Origin of the sequence: Rheinheimera lutimaris, from assembly GCF_013283795.1 — a bacterium.
Taxonomy (GTDB): Bacteria; Pseudomonadota; Gammaproteobacteria; order Enterobacterales; family Alteromonadaceae; genus Alishewanella; species Alishewanella lutimaris.
The window spans coordinates 325125-346455 of the sequence record NZ_JABSOD010000001.1; the positions used below are offsets into that span (position 1 = coordinate 325125).

At 50.4% G+C, this 21331-nt stretch carries 21 protein-coding genes; 11 read left to right on the forward strand and 10 right to left on the reverse strand.

Annotation, left to right across the window (positions count from 1 at the left end):
• Genes fkpB through murJ form a run of 5 tightly spaced genes read right to left on the reverse strand, consistent with a single transcriptional unit; the run spans nt 1 to nt 6347 of the window.
• Nucleotides 1–438, reverse strand: coding sequence for an FKBP-type peptidyl-prolyl cis-trans isomerase (fkpB, locus tag HRH59_RS01455; RefSeq protein WP_173499487.1), 438 nt, complete (start codon nt 436–438; stop codon nt 1–3).
• Nucleotides 435–923, reverse strand: a complete 489-nt coding sequence (gene lspA, locus HRH59_RS01460; RefSeq protein ID WP_178089441.1) for a signal peptidase II — start codon at nt 921–923, stop codon at nt 435–437. Before lspA ends, fkpB begins: the two co-directional genes overlap by 4 nt.
• Nucleotides 923–3751: an isoleucine--tRNA ligase gene (gene ileS / locus HRH59_RS01465; protein ID WP_173499488.1), complete on the reverse strand. Its 2829-nt coding sequence runs from the start codon at nt 3749–3751 to the stop codon at nt 923–925. Before ileS ends, lspA begins: the two co-directional genes overlap by 1 nt.
• Nucleotides 3748–4722, reverse strand: coding sequence for a bifunctional riboflavin kinase/FAD synthetase (gene ribF, locus HRH59_RS01470; protein ID WP_173499489.1), 975 nt, complete (start codon nt 4720–4722; stop codon nt 3748–3750). Before ribF ends, ileS begins: the two co-directional genes overlap by 4 nt.
• Before the next feature lie 50 nt (nt 4723–4772).
• Nucleotides 4773–6347 (reverse strand): murein biosynthesis integral membrane protein MurJ, encoded by a 1575-nt coding sequence (murJ, locus tag HRH59_RS01475; protein ID WP_173499490.1) that lies wholly within the window; start codon nt 6345–6347, stop codon nt 4773–4775.
• Between the two features lie 175 nt (nt 6348–6522).
• Here murJ and rpsT point away from each other — a divergent pair, with 175 nt between their 5' ends.
• Nucleotides 6523–6792, forward strand: coding sequence for a 30S ribosomal protein S20 (rpsT, locus tag HRH59_RS01480; protein WP_040551604.1), 270 nt, complete (start codon nt 6523–6525; stop codon nt 6790–6792).
• 63 nt (nt 6793–6855) lie between these two features.
• On the opposite strand, the gene HRH59_RS01485 is transcribed toward rpsT, so the two are convergent.
• Together HRH59_RS01485 and HRH59_RS01490 are read right to left on the reverse strand one after the other, a co-directional pair.
• Complete coding sequence (locus tag HRH59_RS01485; protein WP_231702362.1) at nt 6856–7143, reverse strand: ArsR/SmtB family transcription factor; 288 nt, start codon at nt 7141–7143, stop codon at nt 6856–6858.
• A 143-nt stretch (nt 7144–7286) separates the two neighbouring features.
• Nucleotides 7287–7655: a response regulator transcription factor gene (locus HRH59_RS01490; RefSeq protein ID WP_173499492.1), complete on the reverse strand. Its 369-nt coding sequence runs from the start codon at nt 7653–7655 to the stop codon at nt 7287–7289.
• Nucleotides 7656–7785: 130 nt separating this feature from the next.
• On the opposite strand from HRH59_RS01490, the gene HRH59_RS01495 reads away from it, so the two are divergent.
• Nucleotides 7786–9117 carry a M20/M25/M40 family metallo-hydrolase gene (locus tag HRH59_RS01495; protein WP_173499493.1) on the forward strand — a complete coding sequence of 444 codons (1332 nt, stop codon included), beginning with the start codon at nt 7786–7788 and terminating at the stop codon, nt 9115–9117.
• A 17-nt stretch (nt 9118–9134) separates the two neighbouring features.
• Here HRH59_RS01495 and HRH59_RS01500 read toward each other — a convergent pair whose 3' ends face one another.
• Nucleotides 9135–9533 (reverse strand): hypothetical protein, encoded by a 399-nt coding sequence (locus HRH59_RS01500; RefSeq protein ID WP_173499494.1) that lies wholly within the window; start codon nt 9531–9533, stop codon nt 9135–9137.
• Nucleotides 9534–9716: 183 nt separating this feature from the next.
• On the opposite strand from HRH59_RS01500, the gene HRH59_RS01505 reads away from it, so the two are divergent.
• The gene (locus HRH59_RS01505) at nt 9717–9998 is read left to right on the forward strand and encodes a hypothetical protein (RefSeq protein WP_173499495.1); all 282 of its coding nucleotides are present in this window, start codon (nt 9717–9719) and stop codon (nt 9996–9998) included.
• A gap of 69 nt (nt 9999–10067) precedes the next feature.
• Complete coding sequence (gene smrA / locus HRH59_RS01510; RefSeq protein ID WP_173499496.1) at nt 10068–10658, forward strand: DNA endonuclease SmrA; 591 nt, start codon at nt 10068–10070, stop codon at nt 10656–10658.
• A 291-nt stretch (nt 10659–10949) separates the two neighbouring features.
• Here smrA and HRH59_RS01515 read toward each other — a convergent pair whose 3' ends face one another.
• Nucleotides 10950–11540: a GNAT family N-acetyltransferase gene (locus HRH59_RS01515; RefSeq protein ID WP_173499497.1), complete on the reverse strand. Its 591-nt coding sequence runs from the start codon at nt 11538–11540 to the stop codon at nt 10950–10952.
• A 1-nt stretch (nt 11541) separates the two neighbouring features.
• A complete protein-coding gene (locus tag HRH59_RS01520; RefSeq protein WP_173499498.1) occupies nt 11542–12462 on the reverse strand; it encodes a 2-hydroxyacid dehydrogenase in 921 nt (306 codons plus the stop codon).
• A gap of 88 nt (nt 12463–12550) precedes the next feature.
• Between HRH59_RS01520 and HRH59_RS01525 the strand changes: the two genes are divergently transcribed.
• The 7 genes from HRH59_RS01525 (at nt 12551) to HRH59_RS01555 (ending at nt 21301) form a co-directional block, all read left to right on the forward strand.
• Nucleotides 12551–13336 carry a UDP-2,3-diacylglucosamine diphosphatase gene (locus tag HRH59_RS01525; RefSeq protein WP_173499499.1) on the forward strand — a complete coding sequence of 262 codons (786 nt, stop codon included), beginning with the start codon at nt 12551–12553 and terminating at the stop codon, nt 13334–13336.
• A 92-nt stretch (nt 13337–13428) separates the two neighbouring features.
• A complete protein-coding gene (locus HRH59_RS01530; protein ID WP_173499500.1) occupies nt 13429–15141 on the forward strand; it encodes a GNAT family N-acyltransferase in 1713 nt (570 codons plus the stop codon).
• 163 nt (nt 15142–15304) lie between these two features.
• Nucleotides 15305–16717, forward strand: coding sequence for a DUF3300 domain-containing protein (locus tag HRH59_RS01535; protein WP_173499501.1), 1413 nt, complete (start codon nt 15305–15307; stop codon nt 16715–16717).
• A 136-nt stretch (nt 16718–16853) separates the two neighbouring features.
• Complete coding sequence (locus HRH59_RS01540; RefSeq protein ID WP_173499502.1) at nt 16854–17552, forward strand: OmpW/AlkL family protein; 699 nt, start codon at nt 16854–16856, stop codon at nt 17550–17552.
• A 95-nt stretch (nt 17553–17647) separates the two neighbouring features.
• Nucleotides 17648–19504: a bifunctional acetyl-CoA hydrolase/transferase family protein/GNAT family N-acetyltransferase gene (locus HRH59_RS01545; protein WP_173499503.1), complete on the forward strand. Its 1857-nt coding sequence runs from the start codon at nt 17648–17650 to the stop codon at nt 19502–19504.
• Nucleotides 19504–20421, forward strand: coding sequence for a histone deacetylase family protein (locus HRH59_RS01550; RefSeq protein ID WP_173499504.1), 918 nt, complete (start codon nt 19504–19506; stop codon nt 20419–20421). Before HRH59_RS01545 ends, HRH59_RS01550 begins: the two co-directional genes overlap by 1 nt.
• Before the next feature lie 52 nt (nt 20422–20473).
• The gene (locus HRH59_RS01555) at nt 20474–21301 is read left to right on the forward strand and encodes a GGDEF domain-containing protein (protein WP_173499505.1); all 828 of its coding nucleotides are present in this window, start codon (nt 20474–20476) and stop codon (nt 21299–21301) included.
• Nucleotides 21302–21331: the final 30 nt, after the last annotated feature.

Here is a 21331-nt window from a genome sequence, read left to right on the forward strand (position 1 = left end):
TCAGCTTACCTGTATTATTTCAACGCTGAAGGTCAGCGTCTGCCCTGCCAGCGGATGGTTAAAATCTATGGTAACTGACTCACCCACCACGTCACGCACCAAACCCGGCATTTCAGAGCCGTCCGGCATGGTAAAACCGATAATCATACCGGCTTTAGCGGGCGCGTCGGCAGAAAACTTGCTGCGGTCAACATAGTAAATATTATCCGGGTTCGGCATGCCGTAAGCATCTTCCGGTGCCAGCGTAAAGGTTTTCTTGTCCCCCGCACTCAGGCCGCTAAGCTGCTCTTCAAATGCCGGTGATATGCTGCCATCACCCATCTGCAGTTTTGCCGGTTTATTATGCACACGGGTGCTTTCGGCGGCACTACCGTCGGACAGCTTAATATCAAAGTGAAAAATTACTGTGCTACTGCCACCTATTACTGCGTCTGTCACTTTTTCACCCCGTTATTGCTAAAGCTATCCCAAATTAATAAAGCGGCGCCAATACAGATGGCGGAATCAGCAATATTAAACGCCGGGTAATGCCAGTTCTGATAGTACAGATGGAAGAAGTCTATTACGTAGCCATAGATACTGCGATCAATCAGATTACCGACAGCCCCGGCCAGCACTAAACTCAACGCCAGGTTCAGCTTAAGCTGCGTATTATTATTGCGCGCCAGCCATACTGCTAACACACAGCTGATGGCCACAGCAATAAAGGTAAAAAACCAACGCTGCCAGCCTCCGGCGTCACTTAAAAATGAGAACGCCGCACCATAGTTACGCACATAGGTAAAATTAAAAAACGGCAGCAGTTCAATAGAATCAAACAGCTGCATATTGGCAATAACCACCTGCTTGCTAACCTGATCGGCTACCAGCACCAGCAGCATTAACCACCACAGGCGCCAGCCGGTATCTTTAAATAATGCCATTATGCAAATGCCCGCTGTTCGCCTTCACCCTCTACGTTGCTAACACAACGCAGACACAATTCAGCATGGGCAGCATCAGCACCAACATCATGGCGGTGATGCCAGCAGCGGCCGCATTTTGCTGCTGTTGATGCCACTACCTGCACGCTTAAGCCGGCTAATTCGGTTTGCACCGCATCAGCCGGTGCGGCTTCGGTGCTTACCTGTGCCGTAGAGGTGATTAGCACAAAACGCAGCTCGTCACCCAGCTTGGCTAAATCGGCGGCCAGTGCCGCTGAGGCATATAAAGTAACTTCCGCCTGCAGCGAAGCGCCGATTTTTTCTTCGCGCCGTGCCGCTTCCAATACTTTGTTTACTTCGTCACGCACCTGCAGCAGTTGCTGCCAGAAAGCATCGTCAAACTTACCGCCGGTTACACCGCTAAAACCGGTATACCAGACATCGGTAAACACAAACTCTTGCTGCTGGCCCGGCAGTTCCTGCCAGATTTCCTGGGCGGTAAAGCTCATTACCGGCGCCATCCAGCGCACCATCGCCTGGGCAATATGATACAGCGCGGTTTGACAAGAACGCCGTGCCAGGCCATCACTGTGTGCGGTGTACTGGCGATCTTTAATTACATCCAGATAGAAGCTGCCCAGCTCTACGGTACAGAAGTTCATCAATTTCTGACTAACCTGGTGGAACTGATAATTGTCGTAAGCATCAACAATCTCTTGCTGCAGTTTAGCGGCGCGGTTCACTACCCACAGGTCAAGCTCAACCATTTGCTCAAACGGTACTAAATCGGTCGCCGGGTTAAAGCCGTTTAAGTTGGCCAGTAAAAAACGCGCAGTGTTACGAATACGGCGGTATTTATCGGCAGCGCGGTTTAGTATTTCATCCGACACTGTCATTTCTGAGGTGTAATCGGTAGTGGCTACCCATAAGCGCAGAATGTCAGCACCCAGTTTGTTCATCACGTCCTGCGGTGAGACCACATTGCCCAACGACTTTGACATCTTGCGGCCATCACCGTCGACGGTAAAGCCGTGTGTCAGCACCTGCTTATACGGTGCTTTATGTTTAATGCTAACGCCGGTCATCAATGACGACATAAACCAGCCACGGTGCTGATCCGAACCTTCCAGATATAAATCGGCCTGGTCAGCGCCGCCAAACTCCGGCCTTGCTTCCACCACGCAAGCATGGGTAACACCGGAGTCGAACCACACGTCCAGCGTATCTGTTACCTTAACGTATTGCTGTGCATCTTCGCCCAGCAGGCTTTCAGCGCTTAAATCAAACCAGGCCTGAATGCCGTCCTGCTCTACCAGCTTTGCTACCTGCTCCATTAACGCCTGAGTGTTCGGGTGCAATGCGCCGGTATCTTTATCAACAAACAGTGCGATAGGCACACCCCAGGTACGCTGGCGTGAAATACACCAGTCCGGCCGGCCTTCCACCATTTTCTCAATCCGCTGCTGGCCCCAATCAGGGATCCAACGCGTTTGCTCTATTTGCGCAAGTGAGGTAGCACGCAGGCCCTGTTGTTCCATGCTGATAAACCACTGCGGTGTGGCACGGAAAATTATCGGCGTTTTATGGCGCCAGCAATGCGGGTAGCTGTGCTTATAAGCTTTGTGCACCAACAGTGCGCCGGCTTCTTTGAGTGCCTCAACTACGCTGTCATTGGCCTTAAACACATGCTGGCCGGCAAACAGTGGCGTATCAGGCAGGTAAACGCCATTGGCGCCCACGGGGTTGGCCACTTCAAGGTTATATTGCTTGCCGACAACAAAGTCTTCCTGGCCATGGCCGGGCGCGGTATGCACACAACCGGTACCAGAGTCGGTAGTAACGTGCTCACCCATAATCAGTGGCACGCTAAAGTCGTACAACGGATGCTGTAATGGCACCAATTCCAGCGCAGCACCTTTGGCAAAACCCAGTGCGTGGTAATGTTCGATACCGGCGCGGGCCATCACCTCTTTTACCAGGTCAGTCGCCATAATTAAGCGCTCAGCACCCTGCGGGCCCTGCTCAACCTGCACCAGGCTGTAATCCAGTTTGGCATTTAATGCCACAGCACGGTTGGCCGGGATGGTCCAGGGCGTAGTGGTCCAAATAACCACCGACACCTTGCCGCTGCCGCGCTTACCGTCAGGATGATCAAAACGGTCTACCACCGCTTCATCGGTTACGGCAAAACGTACATCAATCGCCGGCGATATCTTATCCTGATATTCCACTTCCGCTTCGGCCAGCGCCGAGCCACAGTCAGTACACCAGTGCACCGGCTTAAAGCCCTGCTGTAAATGGCCGTTAGCGATTATTCTGCTCAGTGAACGGATAATATTAGCTTCAAAGCCGTAGTCCATGGTGCGGTACGGGTTTTGCCAGTCTCCCAACACGCCCAAGCGGATAAAGTCGGTGCGCTGAGCATCAATTTGTGTAGCAGCATACTCACGGCATTTCTGGCGAAATTCGGCCGCGTTCAATTTAACCCCCGGCTTGCCGTATTTCTTTTCTACTACCAGCTCAATCGGCAGGCCATGACAGTCCCAACCCGGTACATAAGGCGCGTCAAAATCGTCCAGCGTTTTAGCTTTAACGATAATGTCTTTCAGGATTTTGTTTACAGCATGCCCAATGTGGATATTGCCGTTAGCGTAAGGAGGGCCGTCATGCAGAATAAAGGTTTTTTTGCCTTTTTTAGCCGCACGAATTTTGCCGTATAAATCGGCGTCGGTCCATTTCGCCAGCATTTGCGGCTCACGTTGCGCCAGATTGGCGCGCATCGCAAAAGCCGTTTCCGGCAAATTCAGGGTATGCTTGTAGTCGCTCATCCGTTATGTTCCGTCTTATCAGTAGTGGCATGCGCTTGGGTTAAAGCGGCACGCTGAAAAAATGCTTTTGCTGCTGTTACATCAGCAGCAATTTGGTGTTGTAGTGCAGCTAAACCATCGAAGCGTTGCTCGTTACGCAACTTATGCTGCAATAACACCTCTATTTGGCTGCCGTATAAATCGCCTTTAAAATCAAATAAATGTGCTTCAAGCTGTTGCCGCTGGCCTTGCACAGTAGGCCGGTTACCAATATTTGCTACGCCGTAATAGCTGCCAAATACCGTATTCGCTGTAATGGCGTAAACACCGGCTACCGGCAGCTTACGCCGGTATAAAAACACATTGGCGGTAGGAAAACCCAGGTCGCGGCCTAATTTTCGCCCATGCCGCACGCGGCCGGTTAGCGCAAAAGGCCGGCCCAGCATATCTGCCGCCAACGTCAGATTGTCGTCAGCCAGTGCCTGACGGATCAAGGTACTGCTGATCCGTTGCTGCCCCAACACTAAACTTGAGGTACTGCACAAGCTGAATTGATATTGCTCAGACGCTAATGCCAATAACTCAAAATTACCACTGCGGTTGCTGCCAAAGCGAAAATCATCACCGACAATTAAATGCTCCACGCCAAGCTGCTTTAGCAATAACTGCTGAATAAACTGCTGCGGCGCCTGCGCGGCAAAAGCGGGCGTAAAATTAACACAGAGCAAACGGTCAATACCCAGTTGCGCCAGCGCGTTGTATTTCTCGCGGAACCGCGTTAAGCGTGCCGGTGCTGCAGTGCCGGCGAACAACTCCAACGGCTGTGGTTCAAACAGCATCACGCAGGACGGCAGTTGCATTTGTTTCGCAATAGCCACCACTTTATGCAGCACCGCTTGATGCCCCAAATGCACGCCATCGAAGTTACCGATAGTAAGCACACAACCGCGATGCCGGGGCTGAATATTATGTAAGCCGCGAATTAACTCCATGCCTGCCGTTTCTGAGTACTGATTATAAACCGCGCATTATAACCACTTAATCAATTACTTTCAGCAACAGAATTGGCTTTAAAATGCCGCAAACGTACACCCAGCAACCATAACAGGGCAAAATACCCCACGACAGCCAGCACACACAATGTGCTTAAGCGCCATACCTGCGCACTAAAGCTAAGTTGTACCCAAGCTGCCAGAGTTGGCGTTTGCCAATACAGCAACGCGGCCATCACCAGGCTGGCGACTACCAGTTTCAGTAAAAACAGCATACTGCTTTTACTTAGTTGGTATACCCCGGCCAGTTTTAAACCACGGTACAGTAAAAAAGCATTTAAACTGGCTGACATTGCCGTAGCCAGTGCCAGGCCAACATAACTTAAAAACGGTGCCAGCATCAGGTTAAACGCCATATTCGCTACCATGGCAATAATACCGATGCGTACCGGCGTTTTAATGTCCTGCCGCGCATAAAACCCGGGCGCCAGTACTTTAATGAACATATAACTGAGTAAACCGGTGCTGTAGGCAATTAAGCTGTACGACACCATCAGTACATCGTTTTGGCTGAACTCGCCACGCATAAACAGCAAAGCGATAATCGGTTGTGATAACACCATTAAACCTGCCATAGCAGGAATGCCGAACAAGGCGACAAAACGCAATGACCAATCCAGCGTTTGGCTAAAACGTTCGGTATTGGCGCCGGCATGATGGCGGGATAGATTTGGCAGAATGACCGTCGCAATAGCAATACCAAATAACCCCAGCGGAAATTCAATTAACCGGTCTGAGTAATACAACCAACTTACCGCACCGGTAAGTAAGAAAGAGGCTATTACCGTATCAAGCAGTAAATTTATCTGGCTTACTGACACACCAAACAGCGCAGGCAGCATCAGTTTGCGAATTTTTGTTACGTTTTCATCGCGCCAGCCCCATTTAGGCCACACCAACAAACCAGCTTTCGCCAAAAACGGCAGTTGAAACACCAACTGCACCACACCGCCGATAAAAACGCCCCAAGCCAGAGCCAGCGCCGGCTCATCCAGAGCGGGAGCCATATAGACCGCGCAGGCAATGATAGCGATATTTAAAAAGACCGGCGTAAAGGCCGCTACAGCAAAACGGTTATAGGTGTTTAGCACCGCACCGGATAAGGCCACCAGGCTGATAAACCATAAATACGGAAAGGTAATTTTCAGCATCAGGCTGGCCAGCTCAAACTTATGCGCTTCAGGGCCATCATTTAGCCACTCAACAAACCAGCCCATACCGAACAACATGGCGACTAACGGCGAAGCAATAACGCCAAATAAAGTTACCAGCGTAACGACTACACCTAAACTACCGGTAACCTTAGCCAGTAATTCGCGCACGGCATCATCGCCATGTTTGGCTTTTACCTCAGCCAGTACCGGCACAAAGGCTTGCGAAAAAGCCCCTTCGGCAAATAAACGCCGCAAAAAATTCGGAATACGGTTAGCAAAAAAGAACACATCTGCCGCCGCACCGGCACCGATGAAATTTGCCACTACCACGTCGCGCACCAACCCAAGCACACGGGAAATCAATGTCATAAAGCTGACAATAAGGCCTGATTTTAATAACTTTGCCGACACTTACGCTTCCTTCTTTTAGTCAACGGCTATTTTGCCCCTTTACCGTAGCGGATTACCAGTAGGCCACAGGATTAAAATCTGTGACTTTACCGTTAAAGCATTTGACAACGGGCCATTAAATAGGCATATTATGCGGCCTTTGATGGGTCCGGTTTAGTTTTTTAGGAGTGTTACCTTGGCTAACATTAAGTCTGCTAAGAAGCGCGCAATTCAATCAGAAAAACGTCGTCAGCAAAATGCTTCACAACGTTCTATGATGCGTACTTTCATAAAGAAAACCTACGCGGCAGTATTAACTGCTGACGTAACTGCTTCAACTGAAGCATTCAAGAAAATGGTGCCTGTTCTTGATCGTATGGCCGCTAAAGGTCTGATCCACAAGAACAAAGCAGCACGTCATAAAGCTCGTTTAAATGCACATGTAAAAGCATTAAGCGCCGCTTAAGACACAGTTCCAACAAAAAAGCCGGCTTACGCCGGCTTTTTTGTTGCTGTTACTCTGCCTTTATCAGGCATCATCAGAGCAATACAATTTGTGCATTAGCGCAATTATCGCCTCAGCCTCTTTACTGTTCAGGCTGTAAAATACGGTTTGAGCTTCTTTGCGTGTTTTTACCAACTTATGCCGGCGTAACAACGCCAAATGCTGTGACAAAGCAGACTGGCTTAACTCCAGCTTTTGGTTCATCTCCCCGACCGACAATTCCCCTTCCAGCAAGTGGCAAAGGATCAGTAACCGCCGTTCATTCGATACAGCTTTTAGCAGCTTCACGGCTTTGGCGGAATTTTTCAACATATCCTGTAAATTCATTACACTTACACTCTGTCTGTCTGTCCGGATGGACTAATATTACCGATTTAAGGATAGAGCGACAATCTAATCATTCTTATTTAACAAAGAATCACGATTATTGAAAATAATATATCTCAGCGGGTAACTCAGTGCAGCAGAGGCCGCACCAGGCTGTTAATTCTGCTGGCGGTAAACGGCTTGACTACAAAGGCTTTGGCACCATTTTCTATGGCCTGCTTCAGGTTTTCTACGCTGGAAAATGCTGACACCATAAAAACAACGGTATGTTGATCCTGTTGTTTAAACAATTTTAATAGTTGCTGGCCATCAATATCCGGTAGCTGAATATCCAGAAAAACCAATTGTGGCTGATGTTGGCTGAACAACTGCGTGGCAGTGTTGCCATCTGCGGCTTCGATAACCGACGTAATGCCCAACTGCTGCAAAATTTGACTGATATAACTGCGTACAGCAGCCACATCATCTACGATAAGCGCACTAAGCGATTGAGGCATTCCTTGCATCCTTACTACTTGCTGTCATTCCATCGGACAAACTGCCGTTTTTATCCCCACCCTCTGTGGAGCGCAGCAAAAAGGTGTTAGAGTCGGCAGTACTTTAACAATAGCGGGACAAAATGAAAAGATGAAATTGTGGCTAACAACAATAACAGCAGCATTAAGCCTGAATGCAGCAGCAAATGAACTTACCCTGGATACCAACCTGGCTTATCAGCTTACTGAGTCTCTAACGGTAGAGGTGGGGCAACGTCTGGCCGGTAGCGAAGCCGACGCCAGAGCCGTGACCTGGGCAGAGCAGAAATTTAAACAACTGGGCTACGACAAAGTCTGGACCGAGCCTTTTACTATGCAGTACTGGCAACGTGGCAGCGCCAGCCTGGCCGTTAGTGCGCCTTTTCATCAGAATTTAGTGGTAACAGCGCTTGGCGGTTCGATAGGTACACCATTTGACGGCATTAATGCACAGGTAGTGATGTTTGAAAGCCTGGAAGACTTAAAACAAGCAACCCAGGCGCAAGTAAAAGATAAAATCGTATTTATTAATAAAAGCATGGGCAAAGACAAACTGGGCACCTTTTACGGCTCAGTGGTAGGCGCGCGTGCTCAGGGTGCTGTTGAAGCGGCAAAACTGGGCGCCAAAGCTATTATTATCCGCTCAGTCGGCACCAGCATTAACCGTTTTGCCCACACCGGCATTATGCGCTACAGCGAAGATGTTCCGCGCATTCCTGCTGCGGCCATTTCAGTACCGGATGCAATACAGCTGGATAAAATGCTAAGCCGTCAGCCGGAGCTGAGCCTGCATTTGCAAATGCAGAATAAATTACCGGGTGAAGTAGTAAGCCATAATGTGATAGCAGAGATCAGCGGCAGCCAGCGACCGGATGAAATAGTGCTGATAAGTGCGCATATCGACTCATGGGATGAGGGTACCGGCGCCTTAGATGACGGCGCAGGTGTCGGCATTGTCATGGCTACCGGTGCTTTACTGAAACAACAGGGCCGGCCTGAGCGCACAGTACGGGTGGTACTGTTTGGCAATGAAGAAGGCGGCTTAGTCGGTGCCCGCGCCTATGCGGCTAAACATGCCACGAATCTGGAAAACCATGTATTTGCCTCTGAATCAGACTTTGGCGCCGGCCGTATCTGGCGACTGGACACCGGCTTTGGTGAAAAGGCATTGGCTTTTGGCAACACCTTACAACAGAAGCTGGCTCCGCTGGGTGTAGAGCCGGGTGACAATACCGCCTCAGGTGGCCCGGATGTCTCAGTGTTAAAAGCACAGGGAGTGCCGGTAGTCAGCCTGCAACAAGATGGTACAGACTACTTTGATTATCATCACACGCCAAACGATACCATGGACAAAATAGACCCTGCCGCCATGAGACAAAATGTTGAGGCCTGGTTGATCACCACCCGCGAAGTGGCAAACAGCAAAGTAGATTTACGCCGCTGATTTTAATATTCAACAATTTATACGCGCGAGCGCAACGGCCTGGCATGCATAGGCCGTTGATGCTTGCGGTAACTACCGCGCAACAGCCACAACTGCATACCTATGACCAGCAGTATCATCGCTGACGGATAAATATAGATATTGTTACTCAGAGCAAACAATAACAACGCCAGCATAAAATAACTGAACGGCAGCAATTCATAACACCAAAACGGCAACGCACCACCATATTTATTACGCGCGCCTTTGATATCAGAACGGCGGTTATCCGAGCGTAATACCCAGATCACTGCACCGGCAAACACCAGTAAAAAACCACAAATAGCAATTAACCAAGCATTCGTCGCCAGCATTACTGCACTGCCGGTAACAACATAAACATAAGGCAAAACTTCATATATTTTATCCGGTACCATAGCAGGCTCCTGCTTCTTCAGCCTGCAATAAGTGTAGAACAAGTTTTTTGCCACGCCCGAAAATCAACCACAATCCATCAATTTAACTAATCTGAAAACAGCAAAATTCCTCAGTTGAGTAAAACAGTTACCGCCAGCATAATGCGCACAAATTTTAACCGCTGTAGTATGCAGGAAAGCGCCATGGAAAATATCGTGTTCGACGTAATCAGCTGGGTTGGGCTAACGATTTGTATTGGTGCCTTTTTTATTAAAGATGTGTTCTGGTTACGCCTGACAACCCTGATAGGCTGCAGCCTGCTGTTTGTTTACTACAGCCACATTGCCATTCCACAAGGCGTTATCTCAAACTTATTAGTATTATTAATTAATGCTTATTATTTAATTCGCTTTGCCAAAGCGCGTAAAGCGGAGCAAGCTGCCCGGCAAACCGCACCGGCAAGCCTGACTGCACAAGCAGAGTAATCCCCGCAATACTTTTGTCTGAACGGCCGGCGAGCTATAATTGCCGGCCGAAACACAGGAGTACCCGCAATGCAAAACGACGAAGCTGAACTGTTTCTGCAGGAGATGTCCGGCGTTAAGCCGCTGTCGCAGGATGCTGTATTACCGGAGCAAGGTGATTTTAATCCTACCCTGGCGCAGCAAGCCCGGCGCAAAGCGGCAGAGCAGGAAATGGAATATGATCCGAACTACCTCAGCATGGAATATGTTGATTTGGTTAAACCTGAAGAGCCTTTCACTTATAAAAAAGATGGCGTACAAGACGGTGTCTATCGTAACCTGCGTTTAGGTAAATATCAGCTGGATGCCACGCTTAACCTGCTGGGTAAAAGCCTTAGCGACGCCAGACGTGAACTGTTTTATTTTATTGAAGACTGCCATAAACGCGGCATTCGTACTCTGCTTATTAACCACGGTATGGGCCGTAACAGCAAACCGCACCCGGCGATACTGCGCAGTTATGTGTTTAAGTGGCTGCCGCAAATACCTGTTGTGCTGGCGTGTAATACAGCCCAGAAGCAACATGGCGGTTATTCAGCAACTTATGTCCTGCTGCAAAAAAATGCGGAACAAAAGCGCGAAAACCGTGAGCTGCACAGCAAACGTGGCGCGCAGAAATAACTAACCCCCGGCAAGCCGGGGGTTAGGGTTAGTCAATCCGTTTGACTCTGTTCGATTCCTGCTATCCACCACACAACAGGCAGACAGCTTCGGCTTTGGTCAAAAATGCCGATAACGCCATTAAACACACCACAACGGCGATTGCGGTAAAGCCAAAACCACGACTGGACGCTTTACGCATAACTAACCTCAGTAACGCTTTTTATTATTTTATTTAGCAAGTTGGCCTAAGTTTCCCCAAACCGACACTGAGTGTAGTTAAGTTGTAACAAAGTTACAATAACTGTGTATTTAACCAGCATTTTTGCGGTGATACGCCAGGGCAGAATAAACGAAATCTGCCGCTAATAACCGGCTGTCATTCAGCTGCGGTAAAGCTTCTGTCGTAGTTTCAGTGTGGGTAATGCTAAAACCGGCATGTTGGTAATTTTTCAACGCCGACGGATGATCGGCACTGCAGGTATGTAACCAAATTTTACCGGCTTGCCAGCTTGCAGCCTGCATTACGGCAGCCTGCGCCAGTTTTAAACCTAAGCCCTGACCGATAAATTGTGGCATTAAACCAAAAAATTTAATTTCCACGCTTTGATCAGCATGCTTCAGCAGCTCAATATAACCGGCCGGCGTTCCTTTTACCCAAAGTAACCAGCTGCGAACCTGCTGCTGTGTCAGATAATCCAGCCACTGCTGATAATCCCAACTTAAACGGCTGAACCAGCGCCATGGCCCGCCAACGGTTCTGAACATAAACTGACTAAGCTCCGGGCTGGCAATTTCGGCCTCGACTAACTGCACGCCCTGCGGCCAGTCAATATGGGTTGGCGGCAACGCATCAAACTGCAAAAACCAGGTAGTCACTTCAGTGTTAACAGTGTTTAACATGCTAATATCCCCGACTCAAATCAACCGGATTACATAGCGGCGCACCGCGTTGACTACGGCGGTAATTATCGGCAATTTGCTCAACAACCGTTTCTACATTGGTCACCGCCGATACATGCGGTGTAACTAATATCGCCGGATGCTGCCAAAACGGGTGCTCCGGCGGCAAGGGCTCCTGACGGAAAACATCAAGGCACGCCGCCTGCAGTTGGCCGCTGGCCAGAGCCGCCAGCAATGCCGTGTCATCAACTATAGCGCCACGGGCGACATTGATAAAAATAGCGCCGGCCTTAAGCTGCCCAAAGAACGCGCTGTCCAGCAACGACTCTGTTGCCGGGGTTAACGGCAATAAACAAATCACTATATCGGCCTGCGCTACCGCTGCCACTAAGCCTGCAGCACCGCTGTAGCATTGCATATTGTCAAACTGCTTCGCCGTTCTGGCCCAGCCGGTTACCTTATAACCCAGCCCGGCAAAATGCGCCGCCGCCGCAGCGCCTAATTCTCCCAACCCCAACACGCAAATATGCGCGATACGGCGCGGGCTTTTCGGCTGCCACAATGCCTGTTGCTGCCAGCTGCTGAATAAATCCAGCCGCAACCGGTAATGGCTTACCACACCATCTAAATAGCGCACCATGGTTTGCGTCAGGCCGGGATCTACAATACGCGCTATTGGCAGCGCCGGCAGTGTGGGGTCGCTGAGAATCGCATCGACACCGGCACCAAAGCACTGCACAGCCTTTAAGTTTGGCAACGCTGCCAGGCTACCGTGCGGTTGCTTCCACACTACAGCAAATTCGACCTCATCCGGCTTACGGATATCCGGCCAGATTTCTATCGGGGTGTCAGCTAATGCCAACGCCAGCCGCTGTTGTAAATCATCAAGTTTTCGATCAGGAATGATCAGGGCAATGCTCATAGGTCACCAAAGCTTCAAAAATTCGTCATATCGCTGACACAGCCGGCGTCAATGCTGGCAGCGCATAAAGATAACATGGTACCGACTGATGCTACACTGCCGCACTATCTTTTTATCTGACGTTCACCTTGGCTGCAAGGATTGCCGCGCCGATTATTTGCTGAGCTTTTTGCAACAAAGTCAGGCAGATACTATTTATCTGCTGGGCGATATTATTGATTTATGGGCTATGCGCAAACAAGTGCACTGGCACCTGAACCAAAACAAGGTAGTACGCTGCCTGCTGGATAAAGCCGAACAAGGCGTGGAAGTGGTGTACATTCCCGGCAACCACGACGAAGCCATGCGGCTGTACGCCGGTAAAAGCTTCGGTAATATCCGCATTGCGCTGCGCGGCTGCCACACTACGGCACAGGGTAAAAAACTGCTGTTATTGCACGGCGACGAATTTGACAAAGAGGTTAACTTTGGCCGCACCCACGCCTGGTTGGGTGACAACCTGTACGACTTGCTGCTGTTTTTAAACCGTTGGTACAACCGCCTGCGCCGTCTTACCGGCGGCAGTTATTTCAGCCTGGCAGCTTACATAAAAAGTAAGGTACCCGGCGCGCAAAAAGCTATTGCACGTTATCGTGCTGCCGCCATTGCCAAAGCAAAGCGCGGTGGCTTTGACGGCGTGGTATGCGGCCATATTCATCATCCGGAAATACGGCTGGAACAAGGCATTATTTACTGCAATGACGGCGATTGGATAGACAGTTGCACCGCACTGGTAGAGCAACTTGATGGCAGCCTGGCGCTGTATCACTGGACAGAGCAGGCAGAAAAAATTGCCGCTCTGCCCCTTAGCGCCAGCGGCAAAAAGGCAGCCTGAAATTTCAGCAAACTGCCATAAATCTGCCACTGAACTGTCATACAAGCACTTTAGCCTGAGCCCAGCCTACTGCAGTGCTACCGGAGCTTAATATGATCAGTGTCGACCAGGTACTTAGCCAAAATCTTCCGCAGTTAACCAACAAGCCCTGGCTGTACCGGCCGGTAAAAGGTGCACTGCGCCGCCTGTTGCATGAACAAGACTTTATCGACTTTGCCGAACGCTACCCGCACTTGCAGGGCCTTGAATTTGTTGAACAAGTGCTGGATTATTTCAATTTCCGCTACTCAGTGCGCGACAATGAAGTGGAACGCATTCCCGCCAGTGGCCGCGTAGTCATTATTGCCAACCACCCTATCGGCTCGCTGGATGGCCTGGCGCTGTTAAAGCTGGTCAGTGATATCCGCCCCGACGTAAAAGTGGTTGCTAATCAGCTGCTGATGGCACTGCAGCCACTGCACAACTTATTACTGCCGGTAAACAATATGAGCGGCGGCACCGAGCGCCGGGCACTGGATAATATTCAGCAGCATTTAGCCGCTGAAGGTGCTTTGATCCTGTTTCCGTCCGGCGAAGTATCGCGCCTGCGGCCGGAAGGTATTCGTGACGGCAAATGGCACAGCGGTTTCTTACGTTTTGCCGGCAATGCCAAAGCGCCGATATTGCCGATTTATATTGATGGTCGCAATTCAGCGCTGTTTTACGGCGCCTCTATGCTGTACAAACCCCTGGCCACCATGCTGCTGGTGCAGGAGATGTTTAACCAACAACGTAAAAAGCTGGAAATGCGCATAGGCGAGCAAATACCTTATGAAGCCTTTGCTAACTTAGCATTGGAAACACCAGCCAAAGTAAAACTGTTTAAAAAGCACCTGTACCGGCTGGCAAAAAATAAGCCACCACTGTTTATTACCCAAAGTGCCATTGCCCATCCTGAAGACCGTATTACGCTGAAAAAGGCGGTAGAAAGCTGCGAACTGTTGGGACAAACCAGCGATGGCAAACAAATTTACTTATATTGCCATCAGCAGAGCTCGCCGGTACTGCGCGAAATTGGCCGGCTACGTGAATTCGCCTTTCGTGCTGTGGGGGAAGGCAGTGGCCAGCGCCGCGATATCGACCGCTATGACAGCCACTACGAGCACCTGATCCTGTGGGACAAGGACGACCTGGAAATTGTCGGCGCTTACCGCTTTGCCAATACCCGTAATATCCTGGCACAACATGGCGAGGCGGGGCTTTACACGGCGTCATTGTTTCAGTTTGATGCCAAGATGCAACCATATCTCGATGCCGGGTTGGAGCTGGGGCGTAGCTTTGTGCAGCCAAAATATTGGGGCAAGCGCAGCCTGGAATACTTGTGGTACGGTATCGGCGCTTATTTACGCCGCAATCCGGATATCCGCTATCTGTTCGGCGGGGTAAGCTTATCTAACAGCTACCCGCAGGCAGCACGCGATCTGATGGTGTATTTTTACAGCCTGTACTTTGGCGACAGTGCCTGCGCCGCAGTATCAAAACAACCCTATCAGCTGCCACAGGCTATCTTGTCTGAATTGCAGCAGCACTTTAACGGCAACGACTACCTGAGTGATTTTACCCAACTAAAACACCTGCTGGCTAATATGGGCGTATGCGTACCAACGCTATACAAGCAGTACAGCGAATTGTGTGAGCCGGGCGGGGCAAAGTTTCTCGCCTTTGGCACCGATCCGGCTTTCGCCAATTGTGTTGATGGCCTGGTGCTGGTGGATATGACTATGTTAAAAGCCAACAAAAAAGCGCGCTATATAGACGCCGCCTGACGCTACCCTGCTACAACAAACCGGCAGCTTTGCTTGCCGGTTTTCACTGTGTAAAGGTTCCGTAAAGTTCAGTTTCAATTCAGCCTAATCCACCTATAAGCTATACACTGTATAAAAAGTCGTCTGTGTTGTAATGTCAGCGGCTTAAACTGAGGATAGCAAAATGAAAAACCTGATGCTGCAACTAAGCCGTGCCTTGGCCGTCTGCGTGCTGTTGGTTTGCCAGACGGCGCAGGCAGAAGATGATAGCTGGTCTGAAGCCGAGCTGGACCAAATGCTGGCGCCGATCGCGCTGTATCCGGATACTGTACTTACTCACGTACTGATTGCGGCCACCTATCCATTAGAGGTAGTACAGGCTGCACGCTGGGTAGAAGATAATCCCAAGCTGAGTGGTGAGGATGCCGTCCGTGCCGCAGAGAATGAAGGCTGGGACCCCAGTGTTAAAGCGCTGGTGGCCTTTCCGCAATTACTGCAGCGCCTGAGCACTGACCTGGATTGGACGCAACAGCTGGGCGAAGCCTTTTTAGCCGACGAAACGCAGGTATTGGCCAGTATTCAAACCCTGCGGCAAAAAGCCTATGCCAACGGTTCGTTAAACGACAATAAACATGTGGTGGTAGAACGTGAACGCGAAGTGATTGTTATCGAGCCGGCGCGGCGCGAGGTGGTGTATGTACCTGTATACAATACCCGCGTAGTGTACGGTGATTGGTGGTGGCCGTCACATCCGCCGGTGTACTGGCACACTGCCGGGGTATATTACCGTAACAGCCCTTTCCATTGGGGAGTAAGTGTCAATGTGCGGCCCTGGTTCTATTTTGGCATTTTTGACTGGCAGCGTCATCATGTTATTGTGCATCATCATTACTATCACAAGCCGCCACGCTACTACCCGAAACGCCATAAACATTACGCAGATGCGCGGCGCTGGCAGCACGATACAACGCATCGTCGTGGCGTACATTACCGGCATAACCGCTTAAACCGCGATTACAATGCCGGCTACGGTTACCGCCAGCCTACCCGCGAGACTCAGGGTAAGCAGGTGCGCCATACCCGGGTAGACAGTAATGTATCAGTGCGCGAGAGCAAACAACTGTATCAACGCAAAACTGCTGAACAAGTCAGGCTGCCAAACCGGGAGCGGCCACTCAGTGATAAAACTCCGCGCCAGCACAACGAAGCGCTGCGCCAGCAACGCAGTATTGCGCCTGAGCAACGGCTGCGCAGCACTGAAGTAAACCGTGACGAGCGCCGCCAGCAGTTGCAGCAGCAACTTAAGCAGCCGGCTGTGCAACATCAAGGTGATACGGTGGTGCAGCAACGGCAGCGGGTAACCAGTACCGAACAACTGCGCCAGCGCCACACCATAGGCGAAGCGCAGCCAAAGCAATACCAACAACCTGCCGTGCAACAGCGCCGTCAGCCAGAGCCGCAACGGGCTCAGGTACAACAACGCCAGACAACGCCGGTGCAACAACGTCAGCAGGCTCAGCCGGCACGTGAATATCGCCAACCAGCGGCACGGACTACCACGGTGCAACGCTCTGAGCGCCCCAGACAAATCGACTAAACAACACAACACTTTATTGATACAAAACAAACTACGGGGCCGGATTTAATTCCGCCCCGTTTTTTATTGATCCAGGCCAATATTTTTTACCGGCTAAAGCGGACAATTACCGCAGACCTTATCTGCGGAGTTTAATATGAAAACCACTTTGTCTTTAATTACTCTGGCTGCTTTACTGGCTGCAGCCCCGGCCAGTGCCGACTTTGCCATTAACGTTGGCGCCATTACTGTTGCCCCGGACGACAGCAGCTCTAACCTGAATGTGATAGAACAAGTCGCCGGGCTACCGGCAGGTTCCACCGCGGTTGGTGTAAACACTAACACCCAATTGGGCCTGACTTTTGACTACCGTATTAACCCCAACTGGGCGGTACAATTAATTGCTGCCACACCATTCAGCCATGATATAAAAGTAAAAGGCTCGGCTATTGATGGCTTAAAAGTAGGCAAAACCAAGCATTTGCCACCTACTTTACTGGCGCAGTATCATTTTATGCCGCAACATCAAACTTTCGACCCCTTTTTCGGCGTGGGTTTGAACTACACCGTGTTTTTTGACGAGAAAATTGACGGTCAGCTTGAAGGCGCGCTGGATGCATTAAATGTCACCGCTGCTGCTGACAAAGTAAGCCTGAAGCTGAAAAGCTCCTATGGCCTGGCGCTGCAGGCGGGGGTAAATATTAAGCTGACGGACAGCTTGGGTGTTCACGCTATGCTAAGCAAAATGGATATTGATACCCGCGGCCGTGTGCAGGTTAACGGCAACACCGTTCAAAGTGTAAATGTGAACATTGATCCCTATGTGGCAATGATTGGCCTGCGCTGGACCTTATAAGCCAACGTTTCGACAAGGCTAAGACTAAAGGCGACTGCATACCGGTCGCCTTTTTGTTTTACACTGCATATATAACACCATGAGCGCGGCAGCATATGAGCAAAAGCAGCGACAAACTGAACTGGCAGCAACTGTTAAAATCGGGCGACCGTATTTTTATCGGCTCACATGCCGCCACGCCGACATTGTTAATCGACGATCTGATTACCAATGCCAAACAACTGCATGATATCGAGATTGTGCAGGTGTACTCGCTGTCAGACAATAAATGGGCAGAGCCGGAACATCAGCAACTGTTTAAAGTAAATGCGCTCTTTATCGGTGGCGACCAGGTACGCCGTGCGGTGGCTGAAGGCCGCGCCGATTACACGCCGTGTTTTATGTCCGATATCCCGTCGTTATTCAGTGACGGCATTTTACCGCTGGACGCGGCGCTGATTATGGTCAGCCCTGCCGACGAGCACGGTTATCACTCGCTGGGTGTGTCGGTAGATATTGTCTCAGCCGCGGCCAAAGCGGCAAAAAAGGTTATTGCTCAGGTTAACCCGTCAATGCCCATCACCTACGGCCAGGCATTTATCCACAAAGACCAAATCAGTGCCTTTTTCTATGCCGACCAGCCGATAGCACAAATGCCACAACTAAAACCGGATCCGGTCACTGAGCGGGTTGGCCAGTATGTATCACTGCTGGTAGAAGACGGCGCCACTATCCAGATAGGTGTTGGCAAAATGTGTGATGCGGTGCTGCGCTATCTGGGCAACCATAAAGACCTGGGCATTCACAGTGAAATGATCACCGACTCGATGATGGAGCTGATGAAAAAAGGCGTGGTAACCAACCGTAAAAAAACCTTTCATCCCGGCAAAACTGTCGCCAGTTTCTGCGTGGGCAGCAAAGCGCTGTACGATTTTGTGCACTGTAATCCGCATATGGGCTTTTACCCCAGCGAATACGTAAACTCGCCGGCCAATATTGCCCGTAATGACAATATGGTATCGATAAACAGCGCTATTGAAGTCGATTTAACCGGCCAGATTGTGTCTGACTCTATCGGCCATCTGTTTTACAGCGGTATTGGCGGCCAGGTTGACTTCAGCCGCGGTGCCTCCATGAGCAACGGCGGTAAGCCGATTATTGCCCTGCCCAGCACCGCAAAAAACGGCAGTATATCGCGTATTGTTGCCCATTTAAGCCAGGGTGCCGGCGTGGTAACCTCGCGTGGCCATGTGCATTATGTGGTAACCGAATTTGGTGTGGCGTCGTTGCGCGGTAAAAGTATTCGCGAGCGTGCGCTGGAGCTTATACGCGTAGCACACCCGAAATTTCGCCAACAGTTGCTGGAGCAAATCCGCCAGCAATTTTGGGTACCGCATTATCAGCTGCATACCCCTACTGAAGTGCCGGAGCTGGGCAGCGTTGGCTTTAAAGAGCTGCATATCGACGGTGAAGAATTTGATTTACGCCCGCTAAACCCGTCCGACGAGCGCCGCTTGCAGGAATTTTTTTACTCCCACACCAAGGAAACCCTGCAACTGCGTTACAGCGCTGTACCCACCCAAATGAGCCGCGAGAAGTCCTGTACCCTGGTTGGCGTAGATCAATCACGCGATTTGGCATTATGCATCGTGAAACAAAAAGGCTCTGCGGTGCAAATTCAGGCCGTGGGGCGCTACTATTTACTTAATGACAATCAGGGCTGCGAAGTGGCCTTTGTAACGCGGGAAAAATATCAGGGTAAAGGTATGGCCAAGCGCCTGCTGCAAGAGTTAATTAACATAGCCGAATTACGCGGTCTCAGCAGTATGGTGGCTTATGTGCGCGCGGAGAATAAAGCCATGCTGGCGGTATTCCAAAAAGCCGGCTTTAGCCGCTTGCCTGGCGACGACCCCGCCGAAGTCTATCTGCAGCTACACCTGCCGCGTTCAGCACACAGCGGAGAGACCAGTTAATGGCTATTACGTTATTCAGTCACCCCAGCTGTTATTTACATTTGGCCGGCGATGAACACCCCGAGCAACCGGCCCGGTTAAGCGCCGTTAATGACCAGCTGATCCGCTCCGGGCTGGAATTTGTTGTGCAGCAACGTGACGCCGGCGCGGCCGCAGCAACCGATCTATACGCCGTGCACAGCAAACTGTATGTCGATGAGATTTATGCCAAAGCCCCTAAAGACGGCCATATCTGGCTGGACCCCGATACGCAGATGATGCCGCACAGTCTGAACGCAGCGTTGCATGCCGCCGGTGCAGCCATTAATGCAGTAGACCTGGTAATGAGTGATATTAACCAACAGGCGTTTTGCAATATACGCCCGCCCGGCCATCATGCCACCCGCGACCAGGCTATGGGCTTTTGCATTTTTAACAATATTGCCGTCGCTGCCGGCCATGCTTTAAAGCAATACGGCCTTGAGCGCATAGCCATTGTCGATTTTGATGTACATCACGGTAACGGCACCGAGGATATTTTTGCCGGTGACGAGCGGGTGCTGTTTTGCTCTTCGTTTCAATATCCGCTGTACCCTAATACCGGCGACGTACCCTCGGGCGATAATATTGAAAACCTGCCCTTACCTGCGTTATGCAAACCTGCTGTCTGGCGTGAGCAAATTACTCAGCATTGGCTACCGCACATTAACGCCTTTAAACCGCAGCTTATTTTGGTATCAGCCGGTTTTGACGGCCATCGCGAAGATGATATGGCGCAGTTTCTGCTGACAGAGAATGATTACCACTGGATAGCACAGCAGCTGAAGCAACTGGCCGATACGCATTGCCAGGGGCGCATCGTTGCCGTATTGGAAGGTGGCTACGCACTCAGTGCGCTGGGCCGCAGTGTGGTAGCCTTTTTAAAAGGGTTGATGTAACAAGACGTTAAGCTGCTATGCTATAACCTAAGTGTAATAACTTGCGGCCACTATGCAGCTTTTTACCCGTTACTTTCCGGCATTCAGCTATCTGGACCGCAGCAGTGAAGCTGAATTTTGCCGTTATTTGGTCCACCGCACGCATAACAGCACCAAACGTTTTGCCGTAGTTTGCATTGTATTAATGCTACTGTTTTCTGTTACCGACGTGCTACTGGGCGACAGTTGGCGTAGCCTCACCAACCTGGCCCGCTATACCGCTGTCGTGTGTATAGTGGCGTATATCGTCTTATCATTAAAACTGAATGCCGAACACTGGCTACAGGGCTGGTTGGCGCTTTGTGCCATAGTAATTACGCTGCTTAGCATTAGCTTTTATAGCTCTGGCCAATACAACGGCCGGCTGGGCGAAGGCGGCCCTATGGTAGTGGCCTTTGCTATAGCGGCGATACCGATTTTTAACTTGCAGCAAAAATTGTTGCTGTGGCTGCTGCTGTTAAGCAGTCTGTTGTTTATTAAACTTTGTACTGACACCAACACCGGTTGGGTAATATTCTACTTATGCATCAGCATATTGTTGTGCATGACCTGGCAGAGACAGTTTGACACCTTACTGCGCAGCCAATTTAAAGCAGTACGGCTGGAGCAACAAAAAGCCGAAACTGACCAGTTAACCGGTTTATTAAACCGTCGCAGCTTTGAGCAGCGCTTGCAGCAAAAGCTTACTCAGCTCACCGAAGGGCAACAATTATCATTGGGCTTGCTGGACATAGACCATTTTAAGGCCTACAACGACCACTATGGCCACCTCGACGGTGATTTAGTGTTAATACAATTGTCGCGTTTGCTGTCTGCCGATAAAACGCGCATGGTAGGGTAATACACCCATTTTTAATTGACGCTAAAAGTA